Origin of the sequence: Bradyrhizobium zhengyangense (assembly GCF_022012435.1) — a bacterium.
GTDB classification, from domain to species: Bacteria; Pseudomonadota; Alphaproteobacteria; order Rhizobiales; family Xanthobacteraceae; genus Bradyrhizobium; species Bradyrhizobium zhengyangense.
The window spans coordinates 210,481-229,656 of the sequence record NZ_JAKLUA010000004.1; the positions used below are offsets into that span (position 1 = coordinate 210,481).

The 19,176-nt window shown below is 58.8% G+C and carries 18 protein-coding genes and 1 tRNA gene; 11 read left to right on the forward strand and 8 right to left on the reverse strand.

The genetic code is table 11. The features are described from left to right. The first annotated feature begins 115 nt into the window (after nt 1-115). The 4 genes from L6637_RS15305 (at nt 116) to L6637_RS15320 (ending at nt 4,803) form a co-directional block, all read left to right on the forward strand. On the forward strand, nt 116-1,042 hold the full coding sequence (locus L6637_RS15305; RefSeq protein WP_237871142.1) for a DUF4238 domain-containing protein: 927 nt from the start codon (nt 116-118) through the stop codon (nt 1,040-1,042). 108 nt (nt 1,043-1,150) lie between these two features. Then, on the forward strand, nt 1,151-1,735 hold the full coding sequence (locus tag L6637_RS15310) for a hypothetical protein (protein ID WP_237871144.1): 585 nt from the start codon (nt 1,151-1,153) through the stop codon (nt 1,733-1,735). Between the two features lie 1,059 nt (nt 1,736-2,794). Continuing rightward, entirely contained in the window at nt 2,795-3,460 is a 666-nt protein-coding gene (locus L6637_RS15315) for a hypothetical protein (protein WP_237871145.1), read from the forward strand. A gap of 156 nt (nt 3,461-3,616) precedes the next feature. After that, a protein-coding gene (locus tag L6637_RS15320; protein WP_237871147.1) for an IS3 family transposase occupies nt 3,617-4,803 on the forward strand; the annotation gives its coding sequence in 2 pieces (ribosomal slippage) (nt 3,617-3,869 and nt 3,869-4,803; 1,188 coding nt in all). A 280-nt stretch (nt 4,804-5,083) separates the two neighbouring features. On the opposite strand, the gene L6637_RS15325 is transcribed toward L6637_RS15320, so the two are convergent. Then, a complete protein-coding gene (locus L6637_RS15325) occupies nt 5,084-5,623 on the reverse strand; it encodes a hypothetical protein (protein WP_237871149.1) in 540 nt (179 codons plus the stop codon). Between the two features lie 547 nt (nt 5,624-6,170). Between L6637_RS15325 and L6637_RS15330 the strand changes: the two genes are divergently transcribed. The 6 genes from L6637_RS15330 to L6637_RS15355 all read left to right on the forward strand — a co-directional run bounded on the left by L6637_RS15330 (nt 6,171) and on the right by L6637_RS15355 (nt 9,974). Then, nucleotides 6,171-6,347 (forward strand): hypothetical protein, encoded by a 177-nt coding sequence (locus L6637_RS15330; protein ID WP_237871151.1) that lies wholly within the window; start codon nt 6,171-6,173, stop codon nt 6,345-6,347. A 65-nt stretch (nt 6,348-6,412) separates the two neighbouring features. Next, nucleotides 6,413-6,985: a tyrosine-type recombinase/integrase gene (locus tag L6637_RS15335; RefSeq protein WP_237871480.1), complete on the forward strand. Its 573-nt coding sequence runs from the start codon at nt 6,413-6,415 to the stop codon at nt 6,983-6,985. 158 nt (nt 6,986-7,143) lie between these two features. After that, the gene (locus tag L6637_RS15340; protein ID WP_237871153.1) at nt 7,144-8,001 is read left to right on the forward strand and encodes a hypothetical protein; all 858 of its coding nucleotides are present in this window, start codon (nt 7,144-7,146) and stop codon (nt 7,999-8,001) included. A 229-nt stretch (nt 8,002-8,230) separates the two neighbouring features. Further along, the gene (locus tag L6637_RS15345; RefSeq protein WP_237871155.1) at nt 8,231-9,088 is read left to right on the forward strand and encodes a hypothetical protein; all 858 of its coding nucleotides are present in this window, start codon (nt 8,231-8,233) and stop codon (nt 9,086-9,088) included. An 87-nt stretch (nt 9,089-9,175) separates the two neighbouring features. Next, complete coding sequence (locus L6637_RS15350) at nt 9,176-9,508, forward strand: DUF3768 domain-containing protein (protein WP_237871157.1); 333 nt, start codon at nt 9,176-9,178, stop codon at nt 9,506-9,508. Nucleotides 9,509-9,611: 103 nt separating this feature from the next. Then, nucleotides 9,612-9,974 carry a hypothetical protein gene (locus L6637_RS15355; protein WP_237871159.1) on the forward strand — a complete coding sequence of 121 codons (363 nt, stop codon included), beginning with the start codon at nt 9,612-9,614 and terminating at the stop codon, nt 9,972-9,974. A 207-nt stretch (nt 9,975-10,181) separates the two neighbouring features. Here the strand turns inward: L6637_RS15355 and L6637_RS15360 are convergent, their stop codons facing one another. Further along, the gene (locus L6637_RS15360; RefSeq protein ID WP_237871161.1) at nt 10,182-10,562 is read right to left on the reverse strand and encodes a hypothetical protein; all 381 of its coding nucleotides are present in this window, start codon (nt 10,560-10,562) and stop codon (nt 10,182-10,184) included. Nucleotides 10,563-11,657: 1,095 nt separating this feature from the next. Between L6637_RS15360 and L6637_RS15365 the strand changes: the two genes are divergently transcribed. Then, a complete protein-coding gene (locus L6637_RS15365; protein ID WP_237871163.1) occupies nt 11,658-12,680 on the forward strand; it encodes a tyrosine-type recombinase/integrase in 1,023 nt (340 codons plus the stop codon). A gap of 61 nt (nt 12,681-12,741) precedes the next feature. Here the strand turns inward: L6637_RS15365 and L6637_RS15370 are convergent. The 6 genes from L6637_RS15370 to L6637_RS15395 all read right to left on the reverse strand — a co-directional run bounded on the left by L6637_RS15370 (nt 12,742) and on the right by L6637_RS15395 (nt 19,080). After that, nucleotides 12,742-12,817: transfer RNA gene (locus L6637_RS15370), tRNA-Lys, on the reverse strand. Between the two features lie 168 nt (nt 12,818-12,985). After that, nucleotides 12,986-13,582, reverse strand: a complete 597-nt coding sequence (locus L6637_RS15375) for a Spy/CpxP family protein refolding chaperone (protein ID WP_237866891.1) — start codon at nt 13,580-13,582, stop codon at nt 12,986-12,988. A 195-nt stretch (nt 13,583-13,777) separates the two neighbouring features. Continuing rightward, nucleotides 13,778-14,779 carry a TRAP transporter substrate-binding protein gene (locus L6637_RS15380; protein ID WP_237866893.1) on the reverse strand — a complete coding sequence of 334 codons (1,002 nt, stop codon included), beginning with the start codon at nt 14,777-14,779 and terminating at the stop codon, nt 13,778-13,780. Nucleotides 14,780-14,963: 184 nt separating this feature from the next. Beyond that, a complete protein-coding gene (locus L6637_RS15385; protein ID WP_237866894.1) occupies nt 14,964-16,526 on the reverse strand; it encodes a 2-isopropylmalate synthase in 1,563 nt (520 codons plus the stop codon). 595 nt (nt 16,527-17,121) lie between these two features. Then, entirely contained in the window at nt 17,122-17,397 is a 276-nt protein-coding gene (locus L6637_RS15390) for a hypothetical protein (protein ID WP_237871165.1), read from the reverse strand. Between the two features lie 138 nt (nt 17,398-17,535). Beyond that, nucleotides 17,536-19,080 (reverse strand): S53 family peptidase, encoded by a 1,545-nt coding sequence (locus L6637_RS15395; protein WP_237871167.1) that lies wholly within the window; start codon nt 19,078-19,080, stop codon nt 17,536-17,538. Nucleotides 19,081-19,176 lie beyond the last annotated feature (96 nt).

Here is a 19,176-nt window from a genome sequence, read left to right on the forward strand (position 1 = left end):
TGGCGTGGGGTCTCGACGCCGATCGGCGTAGCACCCCGTTGACAACTTGACCTGAGCGGGGACATTGCATCGCGCCGATTCACAGTCCTATCGAAGGCGAAGGGAGCATTTTCCGATGGACGATCCACGCGATCATCACGTCGTTCCACAATTTTTCCTCCGCAACTTCGCCATTGACGAGGCTCACACCAAGGTAACCACCCTGGCTAAGGAGGGAGCCGTCGCCGTGTGGATGGAGCGTTCGATCAAGAGCATCGGGTACGAGCGTGACTTTTATGTACATATGCAGGGCAATCGCCCGATTTCGGTCGAGACGGATATCAACCGGACGGTCGAGACGCCGATCAGTCGGAGCGACACCTGGGCCAAGATTGTCGCTGGACGTTCCGCCGACCTCGACCAGACCGACCGGCCTATTCTCTATTCGCTCGTTCGGCATCTCGAGGCCCGCACACCCCACTATCTTCAAACAAGCGCAGAGCTCGCCGCGATGGCGGCCGATGCTTCTTCCGAGATGGAGTTCACCCAGGACGAGCGGGAGATGTACGCGACCCTGCGCGCCAACCCAGAAGTTGCGAAGCTCATGTTCAACGCGATGGCCCTGCGCTCGTTTGCAGACGATTATGACCGTTCGTTGATCCAGGTGGCACGGTCGCCGATCCCGCTCCGGACTTCGACCACGCCCGTACTGCCCGCACCTGCTCCTGCACATGCCGCGATGCATTTGCCCCTCCCGGGCATGGTGCCGTTCCAGCGCGTGCTGGCGGTCGACCCGCACACGCTGATCCAGGTTGTCGTCGGCGACTTCGACGGAGCCTTCGTGAACGGGGAGATGCCGATCGAGCTGGCGCACGGCTTCAACCGCAATGTCGCGGGCCAATTCGCGCATTTTCCAAAGGTCCGGCACATGATCTGCGGACGGGACCGGCTCGTCGAAGACATGACGTGGGCGCCGTTCGAACTCGCGGCAGACACTCCGGCTAAGATGATCTTTAAACGGCGATCCGCGCAGGCCACGGTTAGCGAAGGCCCCAAGGCTTGATTTCCACTCCCCGCGTCCGGCCAGCCCGAACCGAGCAAGGAATTGCGGCCTGAGCGATCGCCGTAGCAGCTGGGCGAAGGTGCTCGGGGCCAACCGTCGAGCTGTCCTGTGTCAGCCAGCATGACGGCGGTTCGCGCCCGTACTCAGTGCGAGGACGGCGTCGTTCACCTCATCCCTCAGCTTATCACCAACCTCTTGGCCGATCTATTGCTCACAAAGAGCGCGGTCCCCGGTACAAAAGTCACGATTCAATCATTGTGCTATCCAGCTGTTACTTCAGGGGCACTTAAGGATTTCCATGACGGACGGCCCGCCTTCACCGAAGATCATCCTGAGGCCGCAAAATGGCGCAGGCAGCGTCTGGCGTGGCTTGGCGAAGCAACCGCCGTTAACGACAACGTCGCGATCGCCAATATCGACGCCTATCCTTCCCGAACCTTCACTGACCATCATGTCCTGGCGGCCCTTCCCTCAAGCCGGGCGATGCTCGATTGGGCTCAGTCGACCCTTTTTCCTCAAGCGGAGCGCGACGAGAGGATGGTCGTCTGCATGAGGGCTGCGAAGGTCTGGGGCGTGAAGCCGGGCAACTGCATGGCAAGGCGTTATTCGCGCCGCAAACGACGCGCAGCGCGCCATATGAGGCAACGCAAGATGTGCGACGTCATTAAGCGAATGGCCCGGCGCTACGTCTAGGGCCGGCACCTTTGCAGCTGCGTGTCGGGTTGGCCCGGAACGTGCACCAGGAGGGTGCGTCGCAAGGCTCATTGCCGATGCTTTTCAGCGCGAGCCAACGGCCGGGCAACGCGCCGAGTATATTGGGGTTTCTTGCGCTTGCTATTTCCTAGTGTCATACGAAGAAAGAATTTTATAGGTCGAGTTCACCGGACCTACCAAATTGCGGCGCAGCCAGACCCCTTGTGTATGAACCCTATTGCGAGAGAATGAAGTAATGCAGGGCAACAGACCGAAGCTACCCCACGACGGAGAGTTTAGTTTCAAACAGGCATGGCAAGCTGTTCGCGAATGGCAACGTTCCGACACGGTGCCGTATATGAAACGGAAGGCGGTAAGATACTTTGCTCCCCGTCTAGCGTTGTGGACCAGCGTCCTCTCTGGCCGGACATTGGTATTGGGCTTCGATCACACATTCCAGCGTAAACTTCCAGAGAGGCGGCGCGATTGTCGTGTTAGCCGCCGCCGCGCTCTATGCTGTTCTTGAATGGCACGAACCGAGCACCGCCAATCTCAGCGGCGGTTCAGTCCTGCAATTCTGGTTTTACAACCCGGCCTTTCTGCTTCCGTTTTTGGGGGCCGGTGGAACTCTGGTTTGGGGCTATGGCGATCTGCTCCCGTTCTTTGGCTCGTCAACCTGCATCAGCTCGAATGGATAACTCCAACTGACTAACTTTTCTTAATTTCCTTATCAGTGGCCTGCCTCCATTTTGAGAAGTAATCTAGCGTTCTGCGACGACCTTCAGGCGTGAGATTGTACGACAGCGTTAGGTGTTGAGGACGCAACGGATGGCTCGACAGCCGCGATCTGCTCAAAGGTAAAATTTTCCTGACAGTGACTTGCAAATTGCGAAGGAGGATTGAATGACAACGGTACTGTCTTGGGTAACGTACCGAGCTGGAGATGCTCGTCGTCCGAACTCAATTTACATTGCTAGCGACAGCAGGATTACATGGCTTGGTCATAAGAGCCATTGGGACGGAGCTCGGAAAGTATTTGCGTGTCGAATAGAATCTCACATGTTTGGCTACTGCGGCGACGTTGTCTTCCCAAGCCTTGTGCTTGCACAGATTGTTTCGGCGATTGATAACGGCGTTCTGTTTCGAAGCACTGCGGATGCTCAAGAAAAGCAAGATGTCATTTGCGAGGCGTTAAAAACATCATTCACTCGAAGGAACGGAACTCCGGATCAAGACTTCTCAATCCTGCACTTAATGAGAGCCGGCGAAGAGGAATCAAGAGAATTTTACGGCTGGGAGATTTCTTATGCGGTCAAGGCTCGGAGGTGGCACAGCAAGTCGCTCGAAGTTCCAATGACTACCGGCGTAGTCTCGCTTATCGGAAGCGGAAAGCCTTTCGCACGGAAATACATTGATCGCTGGGTAAATTCCGACGTGGGGAATCGAGGCAGCGCCATCTTTTCGGGCTTCTGCGATTCGCTGTTCTCGAACGAAGATCAGTATTCTGGGGGGATGCCGCAAGTTGCTGCACTTAACAAGGGTAGTCATGCGCAGATTATTGGATTCATCGAGAAGGGGCGTCACTACTTGAACGGGCTACAAATTCTACCCGCTAGGTCCCTGCATCGGATAAAATGGACGGATCGCTATTTCCAAGATATCAATCCGACAACAATGCAACGGAAAACGGGGGCAAGACGGCGCATCCGACCAGTGGGATTATAGATTTTCCCCGCTTCCCCAAAACAAACACTGGCGACATTCAACGCTGCCGCTTTTACCAGCAGTGAGCGTGGATACTTTAGCTCTTCCTTGCTCTGACCTGCCACTGAGTATTTCCTCCAGAAGGAGTTAGAGTCCGCCCCGAAGAAGGACGGACAGATGAAGCGAGCAAGGTTCACGGAAGAGCAGATTATCGCGTTGCTGAAGGAGCATGAGGCCGGGGCGAAGACGGCCGACTTGGCTCGCAAGCACGGGATCTCAGAAGCGACGATCTACAATTGGAAGTCCAAATTCGGCGGCATGGACGTCTCTGAGGCGAAGCGATTGAAGGCCCTGGAGGAGGAGAACGCGAAGCTGAAGAAGCTTCTGGCCGAGCAGATGCTTGATGCGGCCGCGCTTCGCGAGCTCCTTTCAAAAAAATGGTAGGGCCCGCCGCCAAGCGCGCTGCTGTCGCGCATCTGCAGGCCGTCATGAGCCTGTCGGAACGGCGGGCCTGCTCGATCGTGGGCGCGGATCGGAAGATGATCCGCTATCGCTCCAGCCGTCCACCGGACGCGGCTCTACGCGGCCGGCTGCGTGACCTCGCCAACGAGCGGCGGCGTTTCGGCTACCGTCGGCTGTTCGTCCTGCTGCGGCGGGAGGGAGAGCCCTCGGGGATCAACCGGATCTACCGGCTTTATTGTGAGGAAGGGCTCATCGTCCGCAAGCGGCGGGCTCGTCGCAAGGCCGTGGGGACCCGTGCCCCGATCTTGGTGGAGGCCAAGCCCAATGCGCGTTGGTCACTGGACTTCGTGCACGACCAGTTCGCCAACGGCCGACGCTTCCGCATCCTCAACATCGTCGACGACGTGACCAAGGAATGCCTGGGCGCCATTCCGGATACGTCGATCTCGGGGCGGCGCGTGGCCCGCGAACTGACGGCGATCGTCGAGCGGCGTGGCAAGCCAGGAATGATCGTGTCCGACCATGGCACCGAGTTCACCTGCAACGTCATGCTCGCTTGGTGCAAGGACACAGCCATTGACTGGAACTTCATCGCCCCGGGAAAGCCGATGCAGAGCGGCTTTGTCGAGAGCTTCAACGGCCGGATGCGCGACGAACTGCTCAACGAGACCCTGTTCTTCGATCTCGACGATGCCCGCGCCAAGATCGCCAACTGGGTTGCCGACTACAATCTCCAGCGGCCTCACTCGTCGCTGAAATACCTGACTCCCGCGGCCTATGCCGCCCACCTCACCGCAACGGACGACCGGCTGCGCAACCCCGACCAGCTCCGCCGATCGTCCGTTGCTCCACCCGCGCCACTTGGCGTACAAAACCCCGAGGCTCTAACCACCGCTGGATGAAAGTTCAGTGGCAGCTCAGCTCATGTTGAGAGGAACATCTGCAATAGAAGCCTACCACATAGCGATCGCAGGTATTAGGCAGTATGCCAGCGTGCTTGTCTCCTGCTGGTTTCGCAGCGACCTTGAGCACGCTATGCTGCCAAACAGCCGCCGATATGCCGCTATTTGACTGGGAACACGCCTTCAACCGAACCTATAATCCAGACACGCGCAACTCTTTTCTACCCGTTGCCGACGGTCGCGAACCGAGGTGATTAGACGAGCCCGACACCTTAATGTTTTATCGTGCGAAAATCTTCTTCATACTTCCCGCAAGGAATTCTCGGTCACTCTGATGCCAGATACTAATGTGTCGGCCGGAAGACTGTGCCGCGCAAAGGAAGCGCTCGTTGTCAGAGATCTTTGATCCCGCAAGCATCGTGAAGTACATGCCCGGTATGATAAATCGATGACGGTGGATGCCCGTTTTTGTCCGCGAACTCTTTGGAAACAAGCATGCGTCGAGCGTCCCCGATAGTGCGGACACACCGATGTGCAAAACGACATTGCGTGGGAACATAGCCTCGTCCAACAGGTAACGGCGAAGTTCCTCGCGGTAGCCACCGAGCTGAATATTTATGCGTTCCGACGAGAGGCTCCATTCACACACCGCCGCACGCCAGAACACGCTCGCGCCGAAATATACGAGCTTGTCCATGTCAAGCTTGGGTATAGCTGAACCGGCGTAGATCTTGAGTGTGTCATTCGCAATGATCGGATTGGATTTGAAGAGTATCTGCTGGATGCGGAATTCGCCGACTGATCGCCAGCAGTGCGACATGACCCAAGCTTCGCCCCGCTTGCTAAACCGTTGCTCGCAATCAGAGCACAGTAGATGCTGTTGTGCCTGCTTCGATGTCTGAAGACTGCGCTCCGCGCCGTGAATGAATGGATTCGGATTCGAGAACCCATCGTTCCGCAGGAGTCTATACATAGATTTGGGAATCAGGTGGCTGCTCCGGAGTTCTCGCTCCTGCAGGCAGAGTCGGCATTGCCCCTGTGCAGCCATACACGCCCTTTCAAGCTCGTTTACGCACGGTCCTCGCTCACAGTCGAATAGTAGGACTTCGTCCTGGCGGCGATTGATTTGTCCTAGAGAGAACGGATGCGTCCGGAGTAGAAATCCAAGCGACTGCAGGAACCGACGTGATAGCGATGACTCGAAGATTCAGCTAAGTTCAGAGTGGGCATTAAGGTATCTTGCTAAGCTCGCCTAGTCCACCATTGGCAGCGTTCCAGAGCCCCCCTTGCAGGAATAGAATGTTGCTAACAAAAGGACTCATGGAATGTGTGTCCAAGGCCACGGCGTGAACCGCGAAGAGGCTTCGATGAACGGTATTCAGTTCTGCGAGTATCCTTACCCCTCGGGTGCCTGCATCTCCAATTTAGCGATTCCCGCGTTGCGCTTCCGTGTCCAAGCTGCCGCCATTGCCGACAACCCGATAGCACTGATAAGCAAACTCTCATTTCCTTGTCAGTCGGACGTGCAGCCAAGCCTGAACTGATAAGCTTTTATTCTGTTGCACTGAACGGCCGATCGCTTAGAATCTCGATAGTCGGTTTGATCGAGATGGCAGGCAAGCAAGCCAAGATTCTCTCTGCTCAAGCGGCGCGAGACTTGATGCTCTTCGCCGAAACGACGAGACACCCGGATAGAAATCGCGTGGTCGTACTGCTGTCATTGAAGGCAGGCTTGCGCGCGGCCGAAATCGCCAAACTCACCTGGGATATGATCGAGACTGCCGAAGGTCAGATCGGCACGGTGATCGAGCTGCGAGACGCCGCGGCAAAGAAGCGCCACGGCCGTCGTATCCCGCTTCAGTCGGATCTGCGCAATGCGCTAATCGCTTGGCGACTTAAGTCCCAAGGAGAAGGACCAGTTATCCGATCTGAACGCGGCGGCGCGATGACGCCATTAAGTGTCGTGGTCTGGTTCAATCGAGCTTTTCGTGCCACCGGCCTCGACGGATGCTCGTCGCACTCCGGGCGGCGAACCTTCATTACACGCGCCGCACGATTGGTTCACAAGGCTGGGGGCTCTCTCAGAGATGTTCAGCTGGCTGGTCATGCATCGATCCAGACCACTCAGCGGTACATCGATGGGGACAGCGACGTCCAAAGGAGGCTGATATCGCTGATTTAGGAAATCCTCTGCAGACGTCCACCGGATCAGCGCGGCTGCCGGCAGGAGCTGTCCGGTACGCGACCGATCTCGTTACGGCCATCGTCCGGGATGGGGATCGGTCCGCGGGCCTCCGTCAGAGAGACGTCGCCAAGCCTGATCTTAGGCTCCGAGGCATCGTGCGCTCCGAGGACTCACCGGCCCTTTTTGATTGGACGGTCGAGACCTTTAACTTCCAAGGCATCTCCGACAAGGTCGCCGCGTCTTACCTCGAGACGCATGGCAGCGTAACCTGGCGCGAGCTCAAAGCTCAACTTGCGTCGGTTCCGGCTTGCCCCCTCTTGGACAGCTACTGGGCTTTCGAGGACTGCCGATACGACAAGACCCGGCGCACCTGCAGTCATCCTCGCCAGGTTCGCCGATGTCCCCTGCCCAAATATCCGCTCAGAAATGGCCGCCTCAACCAGACTGCTTTCAGCTTGTTCTTTTTTGTGAGAGACGTCGCCAAAGCTGATCTCTTCCACTGGATTGATGGTCAACTCTCAACTGCGGCGGCTGCCAACTTATCCGCCCAAGAGTCGGTAGTCGGCCCGATGCGCCACATTTTCGGCGTTTCGGACAAAGTCCTCACGATGACGCTTTCCTCCGTTCTCATGGCAGACCGGAAGCGGCGACCTGCCTGGTTCAAGGTCGGCAGCCGTATGATCGTGATCGACCGGCTCATCCATAACTTCCTTGCTCGCACTGGCATCTTGGCGAGATTTGGCGCCGATCATCCCTATGGCCCGCGCTGCTACGGCGAGAACGGCTGCGCCGATATCTTGCGATTTGTCTCGACAGAGATCGACGCGCGGCAGTTCGATTCTGGTTTTCCGGCCGATTTTCCGCGTTTTATTCAGCATGCTCTTTGGCGTTACTGCGCCGCCGGCGAGCTAGACGTCTGCAACGGCAACAATATTGATGATCGCAAGTCTTGCGAACAGAGTTCATGTATAATTTTCAATTCTTGCAGCAAAATAGCGCTGAAATCTAAGTAACGTCGGCTCTTCGACCGTCATATTTTGCCATATAAAGTATTGATTTAATTGACAAATTACGTCATTTCATCGAGTATACTTGGCGAGGCAAGTTGATTTGCCTCGTTTAGAAAGAGGAGCGGACAAATGCCAAGCTTTAGACTTTCCGGGCCACCCCGGGTTCAGAACAGATCAATCTTTTCAGCAAGGGGCCCGCATCGGGCCCCTTCTGCTTTTCAGGGAGGCCGCCATGGCTAAGCTCAAAACTTCGAAGGCCAAGACTTCTTCGATCCCAGCGGTAATCGTGTTCGGGCTCGATGCAACGGGCAAGCCAAAGGCAGGCCGATTTCCGGGGAAGGACGGGAGCGTGGCCAAGAAGGCCGCGAGAGCCCTCAAGCTGACGTTCTGCAACGTCAACCGACCCAAGCTCATCGAGATCGCCACGAGGATCCCAGTAGGCCGCCTTCACGCTCAGGGAAAGGCGTTCCTGCCGTCAATTCCTCGGAGCCTCTACGACGAGCTAGCGTCCGCAACGACACCGTCGATTGCCGCAGCGAAGGCGAGTCCACGCGTATCGATCCGGTCGGTCCCTAAAGGCCGTCCCAAGGTTTTCGTGGTCCTCGGGTTCGACGAAGATCGCAAGCCGCGCGGTGCGAGATTCCATGATCCAAATGAGGATCAGTTGATCAAGCGTGCGGCGGACCTGAAGCTATATGTGTTTGAGCTCAGATCGGCCGAGCTGATCAGCCTGGCAAAATCCCTACCGATTGGAAGCCAGGCGACGACCGGCGCCCTGGCGGTGCCAGAGATAAAACAAGATGTTTACAGCGAAGTCATTGTCGAGATCGCGGACGATGAGGACGCGGTGCCGCGCGGTGAGACCGACGGTCCGCTCCCTCGGCTGAAAGGAGCGCCCAACACTTGGGACGATATCCAGGTTGGACATCCCGTCGTTGCCGAAGTCTCGCCAGGGTACAATTGGGCAGAAGCAATTGTCATCGACCGCAAGGATGACCAGCTGACCCTCAGGTATCGTGATTATCCGCAGCTCCCGAGGTTTTATCGGGCCTGCCGAGAGGTCGCCCTCCTGAGCCCAAAGGTCCAATAGGTCTTCAGAAGATCGAGGGTGGCGCTGGACCGGCGCCATTCTCCTACCTCCCTCCCTCACCCTTTCATCTCTGTAGGAGAACCAACCATGTCTTGCGACAAGGCACGGATTCGCGCGCTTAATGATGACCTGCGCCAACACTTGCTAGGTGGTGGTGCCGTCATGACTACCGGCATTGCCGCTCTTGGCCCCGAGGCGGTTCAGCGCCTGGTCAAGACCATCGCCGTGTTCGACGACTTTTGCAACGCCAACGATCCCCACGAGGAAGAACATGACTTCGGCATGTTCGACTTCGAAGGCGCCAAAGTGATTTTCAAGATCGATTACTACGACTCGACGATGACGCACCACTCGCCAGATCCCGCGGACCCGGCAGTGACTGAGCGCGTGATCACTCTGATGCTGGCAGACGAATACTGATCATCCAACCGCCGGCTTTGATAACGGAGAACCCTTTTAATCCGTCTCGCAACATCAAAGCCGGCATGCACAGCAATCCACTCGCAACATTCGGGAGACAATTGTGAGATTCCTCAAGATAGTGGGATGGCTGATCCTCGGCTTGATCGGCCTCGTCGTTCTGCGGGCAGTACTCGAACCACCAGCAGATTATTTCGAGATCAGACGAGTCGATTTCGCGGTTCGAGGTGACGGTGCCAGTTTGGAGATAGTGAACACAGGCCACAGCCCGATAACGATTCAAGCTGTCAACATCAACCAACGAGCAGATTGCAGGGTCGGGTTCTTGATGCCGGTGAACGGCACATTCCCTTACGCTCTCCAGGTCGGAGACAAAATTTCGACCTATGGATCGTGTCGAGTCATTCGCGCCGAAATCGTTACCAACAAAGGACTGGTTGTTTATTCCTTTGCCAACGGTGAGTAGCTGACCGCCCAGTGGCACGAACGGGACCACGGCACAGTCAGCTTCCTTCGACGTTCTTCCCTCGACTAAGGAGCAGCCGTCCCAAATCGCAACAATAGCCGAGGTCCGGTCCGAAGACTGCGGCCTCGGCCATTCGTTGGCACTGATCAGGAAAGACGACAAACCTTATCAGTCGCGGTGGCGAGCTCCTGTCGGAGCCGCCGACAGTCACGTAACCAATTTGCCAGTCAGCGTCTCCATGACGTAGTCTTCCGAACAATCTTTGCCAGTCTGCAGGCCGCGCTTCCTGATCTTTCCGATGAGAACTTCGAGCTGATAAACTGCCTGCTGCGGGCTCAATTCAGGACCAAAGATGACGACGACCTCACTGTGGAGCTGATCGTCTGGCAGTCGTCGCGGCTTCAAACCCTTTCGCCTCAGGTTTTCGCGAAACGCCCGCACATCCTGAGGGCGCGATTCAAACAATGTATTGAGCTCGTAGTCACACTGAATCGAGAGGCACTCCCCGTCTTTGACTACATAGACAACGGCGGTGCCATGAAAGTCCTCGCCGTTCCAGAATCGAGATGTACCGGCCTCGTAGTCCACTCCGACTACCGTTCAACCCTCGTCACCCGTCTCGACTTTTCTGATCGAACTGATCTTAGCTTTGGCAGGGCTTTTCATTTCAACTCTCCAATTTGGTGGAACGACACAGCACGCATTTGCTGCATCGCTCATTTACAAGTTTTGAAATGGCCTGCTCCGACCGGTCGCTTCCTTTCCGGGATAAAATTAGTCAGTCAGGCACCTTCAGCGACGCGGAGCTGATCGGCACCCAGACTGAACGATCTCTCCGGAGCGCCTACAGCCCTCCATAGCGCTGATAACTGTCACGCATTTGGTTGCGCACTCGCATAACCGAGGACCTGCTGAGAGACGTTCAAGAGTGGCTTGCGCGCGCGGGCTGGGCCATCTTCTATGCTGGCGGGGTCTACGCGATGGTGCGCGTGGACGTCGTCGAGAATTGGGTTCGCCTAAGCTCTAAGCGATTGGCTGGCGAGCTAGCCAAGGTGGAGACCGGAAACTTTGATTTCGAAAAATTCGCTCATTTGATTGCACGCGACCAAGACGACAGTGATGATTGATAAAGTGTTCAAGGAGAATAGCATGATCAACTTGCGCGGCATCAGCCGCGGAACCTCGTGTCCAATTCGCTCGACCGCAAGGACATCGGCCGCAACGCGCCATTAAGGCTTGATGTTGCGGCTCGCCTCGCGTTTCCCGACGGAACTGTGACCGCGTCTTGCCTAAGAGGAGAAGCTGCACGCGGAAGGCTTATAATCGAGATCATCGCCGGAGAGGAGTTTACGACACTCGAACACATTGAAGGGATGCGAAACCTCTGCCGTATTCCCCCAAAGAGCGCCCGTCGCGAGGTCGACCAAGAGAGAGCTCTGCGTGGTCGACTGAGAACGGAATCGGCTCGCCTGTTAGCCCGTCAGGACGCGGCAGCTTATTGCTGTCTGTCGCTGAGTGCATTTTCGAACTGGGTTCGGATCGGCAAGCTTCCTTGCGCGCTGCCTGGGACATCTCGATGGGATCGCAAGGCGATTGATCTGGCGCTCGACTCTCTGAGCGGACTAACAGTTTCTGAGACTGCCGAAACCGAAACAACCCCATTGGACGAATGGAGGGCCGCACGTGCGCGTCGTTCTGAAAGGGATCCATAAGGTCAAAGCCCGTCTCGCCACGGGCGAGGGCAAAACCTACTACTACGCTTGGCGCGGTGGCCCGCAGATGAAGGCGACGCCCGGAACACCAGAGTTCGTCCGGGAGTACCACGAAGCTCACGCGGGCGCACGGCAGCCGCGCGCTGGAACGTTCATGACCATTATCACGCGATACAAGGCTTCACCAGAATTCAGCGGGCTCGCTCCAGCAACCAGACGGTCATACCTCGCCTACATCAAGCTGATCGAAGACGAGTTCGGCGATCTGCCGGTGGCGGCGTTGGCCGACCGTCGGGTTCGCGGCGAGTTCAAAGGGTGGCGCGACCGGTTCGGCAACACACCACGGAAGGCGGACTTTGCCTGGACGGTCCTCGCCCGAGTTCTGTCATTCGCCAAGGACCGTGGGATCATCGCGACCAACCCGTGCGAGCGCGGTGGCCGCCTTTATTCTGGCAGTCGCCGAGACAAGATTTGGTCGGAGGAGGATATCGCAGCTCTGCTGTCCATCGCGCCGAAGGAGATTCAGCTCGCCTTGATGCTGGCGATCTGGACCGGCCAGCGCCAGGGCGACCTTCTCCGCCTTCCCTGGTCGGCCTACGATGGCACCCACATCCGACTTAAGCAGTCGAAGACGGGCCGCCGGATCGTGATGCCTGCCGGCGCGCCGCTGAAGACGGTGCTGGACATAACCGAGCGCCGCGGCCCGGTGATCCTCACCAACTCCTTGGGTCGCCCGTGGACCTCTGATGGGTTTAGGTCGTCGTGGGGCAAGCTGTCGGACCGCGCCGGCATTGAGGACCTGACGTTCCACGATCTGAGAGGCACGGCCGTGGTGCGGCTTGCAATCGCCGGCGCAACGGTGCCGCAGATTGCGACCTTCACCGGTCATAGTCTGCGAGACGTCGAAGCTATTCTCGACGCGCATTACCTCGGCCGCGACATTCAGCTCGCCGAAGCGGCCGTGCTGAAGCTCGAAGGGAGAACAAAACTGTAAAATGACCTGTAAAACAGTTCCGGTCTGTGCGATCGACGTTCTACTAAGTGCTTGATTTATATGGTGGGCGCACCAGGGCTCGAACCTGGGACCCGCTGATTAAGAGTCAGCTGCTCTACCAACTGAGCTATGCGCCCGAAAGGCGGTCAATGCCTTGCGAGGCCGGTCGTTTAGCAAAGCGATCCGGGTCTGGCAAGCGATGTGACGCATGTTTTCCAAGGTTCTTCCACAGCCCCCTGAAATGCGAAAAGCCGCTGGATTCCAGCGGCTTCGCGGAGGTTGATCCCGGGGAAATCCGGGTGCGCTCAGAGCCGGCCTTCCCGGTCTCCGCCGCCGTCCCGATCGCCGCCGCGCATGTGGTCCATGCCGCGGTCCATCATGCGACCCATGCCGCGCTCCATGAAGTGGTGGGGCGGGCCGTCTTCACCGCCGCCGAACGGGCCGCGGTGGCGGGTCAGCAGGGCAAGGCGCCGCTTCTGGCCGTCATCGAGGGTCTTGTAAAGCGGATCGGCGGCATCGGCGATCTTCTTCAGGGCTGCCGAGCTCGCGCCCATGTCCTCGGCGCGCTGACGCAGGCGGGCGACCGGATCGTCCGGCTTGTCGGCGTCCCTGTTCGAGTCTCCTGGACCGGCGTTCATCCGCGCATTGGCGCGGTCGATGCGCAGCTTGGCGAAGTCGCGCACGGCGGCCTCAACCGGCGGCCACAGCTTCTCCTGATCGGCGTTGAGCTTCAGCCCGGCATGGACGGCAGCGATCCGCGCATCGACCAAGGCGGCGCGATCTTCCGGGTTCATTCGCATGTGGTGGAAGTGCTCCATCCACGGGCGATGAAATTGGGCATAGACCGCGCCGGAGCCGGCGATGCTGAGCACGGCGATGGCGGCGATGGTGAACTTCCTCATCCGAACCTCCTCTGGAAGGATACCCTGAGGATGAGCGTCGCGAAGCCAGTGTGCAACTTACAACTTGGACAGAGAGGCCACTCTTACGAAGATGTAACTCCTTGATCTGGATCAAAATCGCCAGCTGGAAATCATTTGTAACAAAGGGCTTCCGCGTCGCAGCACGGAAGCCCCTACATTCATCGAGCGCCTAGATTAATTGGTCGTGCTCTTGGCTTCCTTCTGGAATTCGTCGATCAGCGGCTGGCCGACGCGGCTTGCGGCGTCCTTGTAGACTGGCTCCATCGCCTTGCGCATCGCCTCGTCCTGCTCGGGCGTGAGCTTGATGATCTCGCTCTTGCCGCTCTTCTTGATCTCGGCCATCGCATCGTCATTTTCCTTCTGCGACTGTGCGTTGTTGAAGTCGGTGGCTTCCTTCATCGCCTTCGAGAGCTGGTCGCGGATGTCGGCCGGCAGATCGTCCCAGAACTTCTTGTTCACGATCACGACGTAGCCGATGTAGCCGTGATTGGTCTCGGTGATGTACTTCTGCACCTCGTGCATCTTCTGGGTATAGATATTCGACCAGGTGTTCTCCTGGCCGTCGACCACGCCGGTCTGCAGCGCCTGGTAGACTTCCGAGAACGCCATCACCTGCGGCAGCGAGCCTAGCGCCTTGAACTGCGCCTGCAGCACGCGCGAGGACTGGATACGGAACTTGACGCCCTGATAGTCCGCGGGCGTCAGCAGCTTCTTGTTGGCGCTCATCTCCTTGAAGCCGTTGTCCCAATAGGCAAGACCGATGATGCCCTTCGGCTCGAGCAGCTTGAGCAGCCGCGCGCCGAGCGGACCTTCCGTCACCTTCCGCAGCGTCTTGAGATCAGGGAGGATATAGGGCAGATCGAACACCTCAAACTCGCGGATGCCAAGCGGGCCGAATTTGGAGTTTGACGGCGCCAGCATCTGCACGCTGCCGAGTTGCAGCGCCTCGAGCTCTTCCTTGTCCTTGTACAGCGTCGAGTTCGGATAGACCTCGACCTTCACCTTGCCGTTCGTGTACTTCTCGGCAAGCTCCTTGAACTTCTCCGACGCCTTGCCCTTCGGCGTGTCGGTCGCGACCACGTGGCTGAACTTGATGATGATCGGGTCGGCGCTGGCAGGCCCGGCAAGGCCGAGCGCCAGTGCAGCGATGAACGCCGCGATCGCGAAGGTGCGCATTTTCTCTCCCTGTTGTTTTTTGGGCTGCCCGGCATCAGGGCGGCCGATCTTGAGCCGGCAGCATCAATAGCGGCTGCGAGGTGGAGCCGCTATTGGCCGTTAGCAGGGCAGCTATTCATCGCCACAAGCACCGTCATTCCGGGGCGGTCCGCAGGACCAAACCCGGAATGACGAGCTACGAGCGTCAGCCCGCCGCAGCCGTCGTTACGTTGTCGCGCTGGCGCTTCATGACGATCTTGTTGAGCGCACCGAGATAGGCCTTGGCCGAGGCGACCAGCGTATCCGGATCCGCCGCGCGGGCCGTCATCGAACGTCCCTCTTGCGACAGTCGCACCGAGACTTCGGCTTGCGCGTCGGTGCCTTCGGTCACGGCGTGAACTTGATACAGCTCGAGCTTGGCCTCGTGGGGCACCAGGCGCTTGATGCAGTTGAACACTGCGTCCACCGGACCGTTGCCCTCGGCCTCCTCGATCTTGATCTGGCCGTCGACGTCCAGCTTCATGGTCGCACGCTGCGGGCCATGGGTGCCGGCGATCACGGTCAGCGAGGTCAGCTTGATGCGGTCGTGCGAGGCCGCCATCTCCTCATCGACCAGCGCCTCGATGTCCTCGTCGTAAATATCCTTCTTGCGGTCGGCGAGCGCCTTCATCCGCGTGAACGCGTCTTCCAGCTGGTTCGGGCCGAGCTTGTAGCCCATCTCTTCCAGCTTGTGCACGAAGGCATGACGACCCGAGTGCTTGCCGAGCACCAGCGAGGACTGCTTCAGGCCGACCATTTCGGGCCGCATGATCTCGTAGGTGGAAGCGTCCTTCAGTACGCCGTCCTGGTGGATCCCGCTCTCATGCGCGAAGGCGTTCCGGCCAACGATGGCCTTGTTGTACTGCACCGGGAACGAAGTTGCGGCCGACACCACCTTCGAGGCGCGGGTCAGCTGCGTGGTGTCGATCTTGTTCCAGTACGGGAATTTGTCGTTGCGCACGTTGATCGCCATCACGATCTCTTCGAGCGCGGCGTTGCCGGCGCGCTCGCCGATGCCGTTGATGGTGCACTCGACCTGGCGCGCGCCGCCGACGACCCCGGCCAGCGAGTTCGCCACGGCCATGCCGAGGTCGTTATGGCAATGCACCGAGAATACCGCCTTGTCGGAGTTCGGCACGCGCTCGATCAGCGTCTTCATGAAGTGGGTATATTCCTCCGGCACCGTGTAGCCGACGGTGTCGGGGATGTTCACCGTGGTGGCGCCGGCCTTGATCACGGCCTCGACGATGCGGCAGAGATAATCCATCTCGCTGCGTGTGCCGTCCTCGGCCGACCATTCGACGTCGTCGATCTGATTGCGCGCGCGCGCGACCATCGCGACCGATGTCTCGAGCACTTCTTCCGGCGTCTTGTTCAGCTTCACCCGCATGTGCAGCGGCGAGGTCGCGATCACGGTGTGAACGCGGCCGCGTTTTGCGAATTTCACCGCTTCGGCGCAGCGGTCGATATCGGCCGGATGGGCACGGGACAGACCGGCGATCACGGCGTTCTTGGAGCGGCGGGCGATCTCGCTTACCGCTTCGAAGTCACCCTGCGAGGTGATCGGGAAGCCGGCTTCGATGACGTCGACGCCCATGTCATCCAGCAACTCGGCGACCTCGAGTTTTTCCTCGAAGGTCATGGTGGCGCCGGGGCATTGCTCGCCGTCGCGCAGCGTGGTGTCGAAAATGATGACGCGGTCCTTGTCGGACTTGTTCACGGGGGCCATTGCAAAATTTCCTTTTGAGCTTTTGCGCCGTCAGTCTTAGGGGCGCTTGAGGTGTTCGGTGATCTCGACCAACCCCTGAGTGCCCAGGCGCGCAGCGCCCAGCCGGCCCTCAGGGGCAGCTAAGAAGAAGCCCGCCAAGAAGCAGGGTGGGCAGCGCGGCCGGGATCGTGGCGGCGGCCAGAGCCACCTCCCCAAAAATCCCATCGATTTGGCCGCGAATCAGCATTGCCAGACCCTTTTGAGCCCCAAATCCTCGGTCAAAACCGTTGACGGTTGGTTGCCGGAAGGCTCAGTGCGCCGTTTCTAGACGAGAAATGGCCGCAACTGCAACGCCAAAAGATGGTCAGGGGGGCTGACCTGGTTGCAGGGCACCGCGGTCCGTGTCCAGGACGCGCTGCAGCGCGGAGCGTTGCTACGCGGGGCCGGGACCCAGGAGGCGACATCGTACAACGCGGATCAGGATAGGCGAAACATACGACAAATCCGAGTTTCGGAAAGGCAGAATATTTTGAACCACGCCTGTTGACCCAGCGCTTGGGTGTTTTGCCCGTCGAGCAACGCGAATTCTTGTAGCCGCCGATACGCGGCGCTCAACCTATCCCACCCGGCGCGCGCGGGCCCTGGTCTCCCAGCGATCCAGCATCAGACCAAGCTGACCAAGCTCGCCGGTGGCCGCGTGCACCATCTGATTGGCGGCCGTCACTTCGTTGGTGTTGGCGGGCGCATTGGCGTTCAGCCAATCCGGCTGCGCGTAATCGCTCCAACGGCGGGCGTCCGCACGGCGTTTGCGAGACTTCAGATCGCGCAGGAAATAGCCGGCAGCAAACGCGATCCCGAGCAGTACGATCAGTATGACGACACCCACAACCAACTCCGAGACTTGTCCCGGCGCGAGTTCTGCGCAGCAATATGGGCGAGGTCAAGGCTGACCGCTGTATCATTCTCAGGCGAACGAACAGTCGTTCATGCCGGTGGAACCGTCATGCGCACCCGCGGTGGAAAACGCACTCTACTGGCTGGTCGTGGCTGGACAAGCAGTGACATTCGCAGCTGTCGACGTGCCATCAGGATGAGTGCGCAGCCAATTGATCAGCTTGACGCCATCCGGGCTGCCCCAACCCGCAACTGGTGTCCAACCTGGACCTGCCTTGAAGCCGGTGACACCAGACACGCCGTTGTCTCCCTCGGTGATCTCACGAAACAGCTTCGCCGGTCCGAACTCGCGATAGAACCGCGGGGTCACGTAGCCGAGGTTGTGGCCGTTGGCCTGATTGAGCAGCGCGATGAGGCCGCCCCAAAGTGGAACGACTGCTCCGGTGCCTCCCACGACCACCGCGTTGCCATGCACGAAGAGCGTATAGCCCACCGCAGGGTCAGCCGTGGCGACGACATCCGGCAGGCCGCGTCCTGTGCTACCGTCTGCCCGAAGTGGCACCTTGACTCCATTTTGCCAGTCTGGTCGTGCAAACTTCTCACTCACGCCGCCACCTGTCGCCGACTGACCGTCGCGCCAGATCTTCTCCGATTTGATTTTGCCATCCTCGATCTTGACGGTCGTGCCTCCGACCGACAGGACCCAAGGGCTCGACGCTGGATAACTGACGTGGCGGCGCCCGTCAGTCATACCGTCCGTAACACCGTTTTCGCCGGAAGGTGCGATCACCGTGATGCCTTGTTTGGCGGCTTGCTCCAATGCACCGTCAACAAGCTTGATGTCCTCATCCTTCCACCGGCTCTCGGTCAGCCCCCAGCCGATCAACAGCACCGAGACCTGATCGGCCGTGGCTTGCCGAACCGCTTGGGCGAAATCCGCCGCATTGAAACCCTCAGTCTTGGGTACCGGCGCAAAATAGACCTTTAAATGCGCGCGCGGCGCGGTACCGGCGGCGATCTCGATGTCCATCGCGGTTTGCATGTCAGTCCCGTCGTCGGTCATGGACGGATGATTGCCCCCGCCGTTGACGGGCACAGCGATGATCTCCGGCACCGGAAGCTTCAGCCTCGAGAAATACTGCTCAAGGTCCTTCCTGTCGAACCCACCACCGAACTCGACAATTCCGATGGTTTGTCCCCTCCCGTCCACGCCCGGCGGGAAGTTGTAGAGTGAAGCGACCAACGGCGGCGACAGCAGGTTCGCCGGGCCTGCCGGCGCGGTGCCCGATAACGACGGCAGCACGGGATTGTCGCTGTCGATTGCGTTGCGGATCCGGCAATCACCGTCCGCGAGCAGACCAGCATCGATGAAGAAGTGTATGTTGCGCTTTGCAGCAGCCGCATCGTTCGTCGCCATCGCTTGCAGTACCAGATTGTACTGCGCCTTGGTCTGCTCCAACGCCTGATCGTCTTTCGCCTTGCTGTGCTCTGACAGGATGTTTCCAACCAAAGACCCGGCCGCCGCGAGGATCGCGAGCGTCAACGGGTCAGCCCTTCGCCACCATGGGGCATTCGCGGACTTGAGCGCCTTTTCCGCCTCGATCTGCCGTACGTGCAATTCGTCCGCCTTGATCTCGTCTTCGGTTTTCGACGGACCATTCTTCGGGGCAACACCAGCCATGTCGCTCTCCCCCTCGCTCCTGCTTCGAATGCTGGACCAAAATGCGGCGCGAGAAAAGTCGGCAATTTCACAATTGCGCGCTTTAGTTGTGTCTCA

Coding starts and splice junctions, on each gene's coding strand:
- L6637_RS15325 (WP_237871149.1), bottom strand. CDS start 5,623: ATGTCGCACTGCTGGCGATCAGTCGGCGAATTCCGCATCCAGCAGATA.
- L6637_RS15375 (WP_237866891.1), bottom strand. CDS start 13,582: ATGAGGAAGTTCACCATCGCCGCCATCGCCGTGCTCAGCATCGCCGGC.
- L6637_RS15345 (WP_237871155.1), top strand. CDS start 8,231: ATGGCTAAGCTCAAAACTTCGAAGGCCAAGACTTCTTCGATCCCAGCG.
- L6637_RS15315 (WP_237871145.1), top strand. CDS start 2,795: ATGTTTGGCTACTGCGGCGACGTTGTCTTCCCAAGCCTTGTGCTTGCA.
- L6637_RS15395 (WP_237871167.1), bottom strand. CDS start 19,080: ATGGCTGGTGTTGCCCCGAAGAATGGTCCGTCGAAAACCGAAGACGAG.
- L6637_RS15380 (WP_237866893.1), bottom strand. CDS start 14,779: ATGCGCACCTTCGCGATCGCGGCGTTCATCGCTGCACTGGCGCTCGGC.
- L6637_RS15385 (WP_237866894.1), bottom strand. CDS start 16,526: ATGGCCCCCGTGAACAAGTCCGACAAGGACCGCGTCATCATTTTCGAC.
- L6637_RS15330 (WP_237871151.1), top strand. CDS start 6,171: ATGAACGGTATTCAGTTCTGCGAGTATCCTTACCCCTCGGGTGCCTGC.
- L6637_RS15350 (WP_237871157.1), top strand. CDS start 9,176: ATGTCTTGCGACAAGGCACGGATTCGCGCGCTTAATGATGACCTGCGC.
- L6637_RS15335 (WP_237871480.1), top strand. CDS start 6,413: ATGGCAGGCAAGCAAGCCAAGATTCTCTCTGCTCAAGCGGCGCGAGAC.
- L6637_RS15305 (WP_237871142.1), top strand. CDS start 116: ATGGACGATCCACGCGATCATCACGTCGTTCCACAATTTTTCCTCCGC.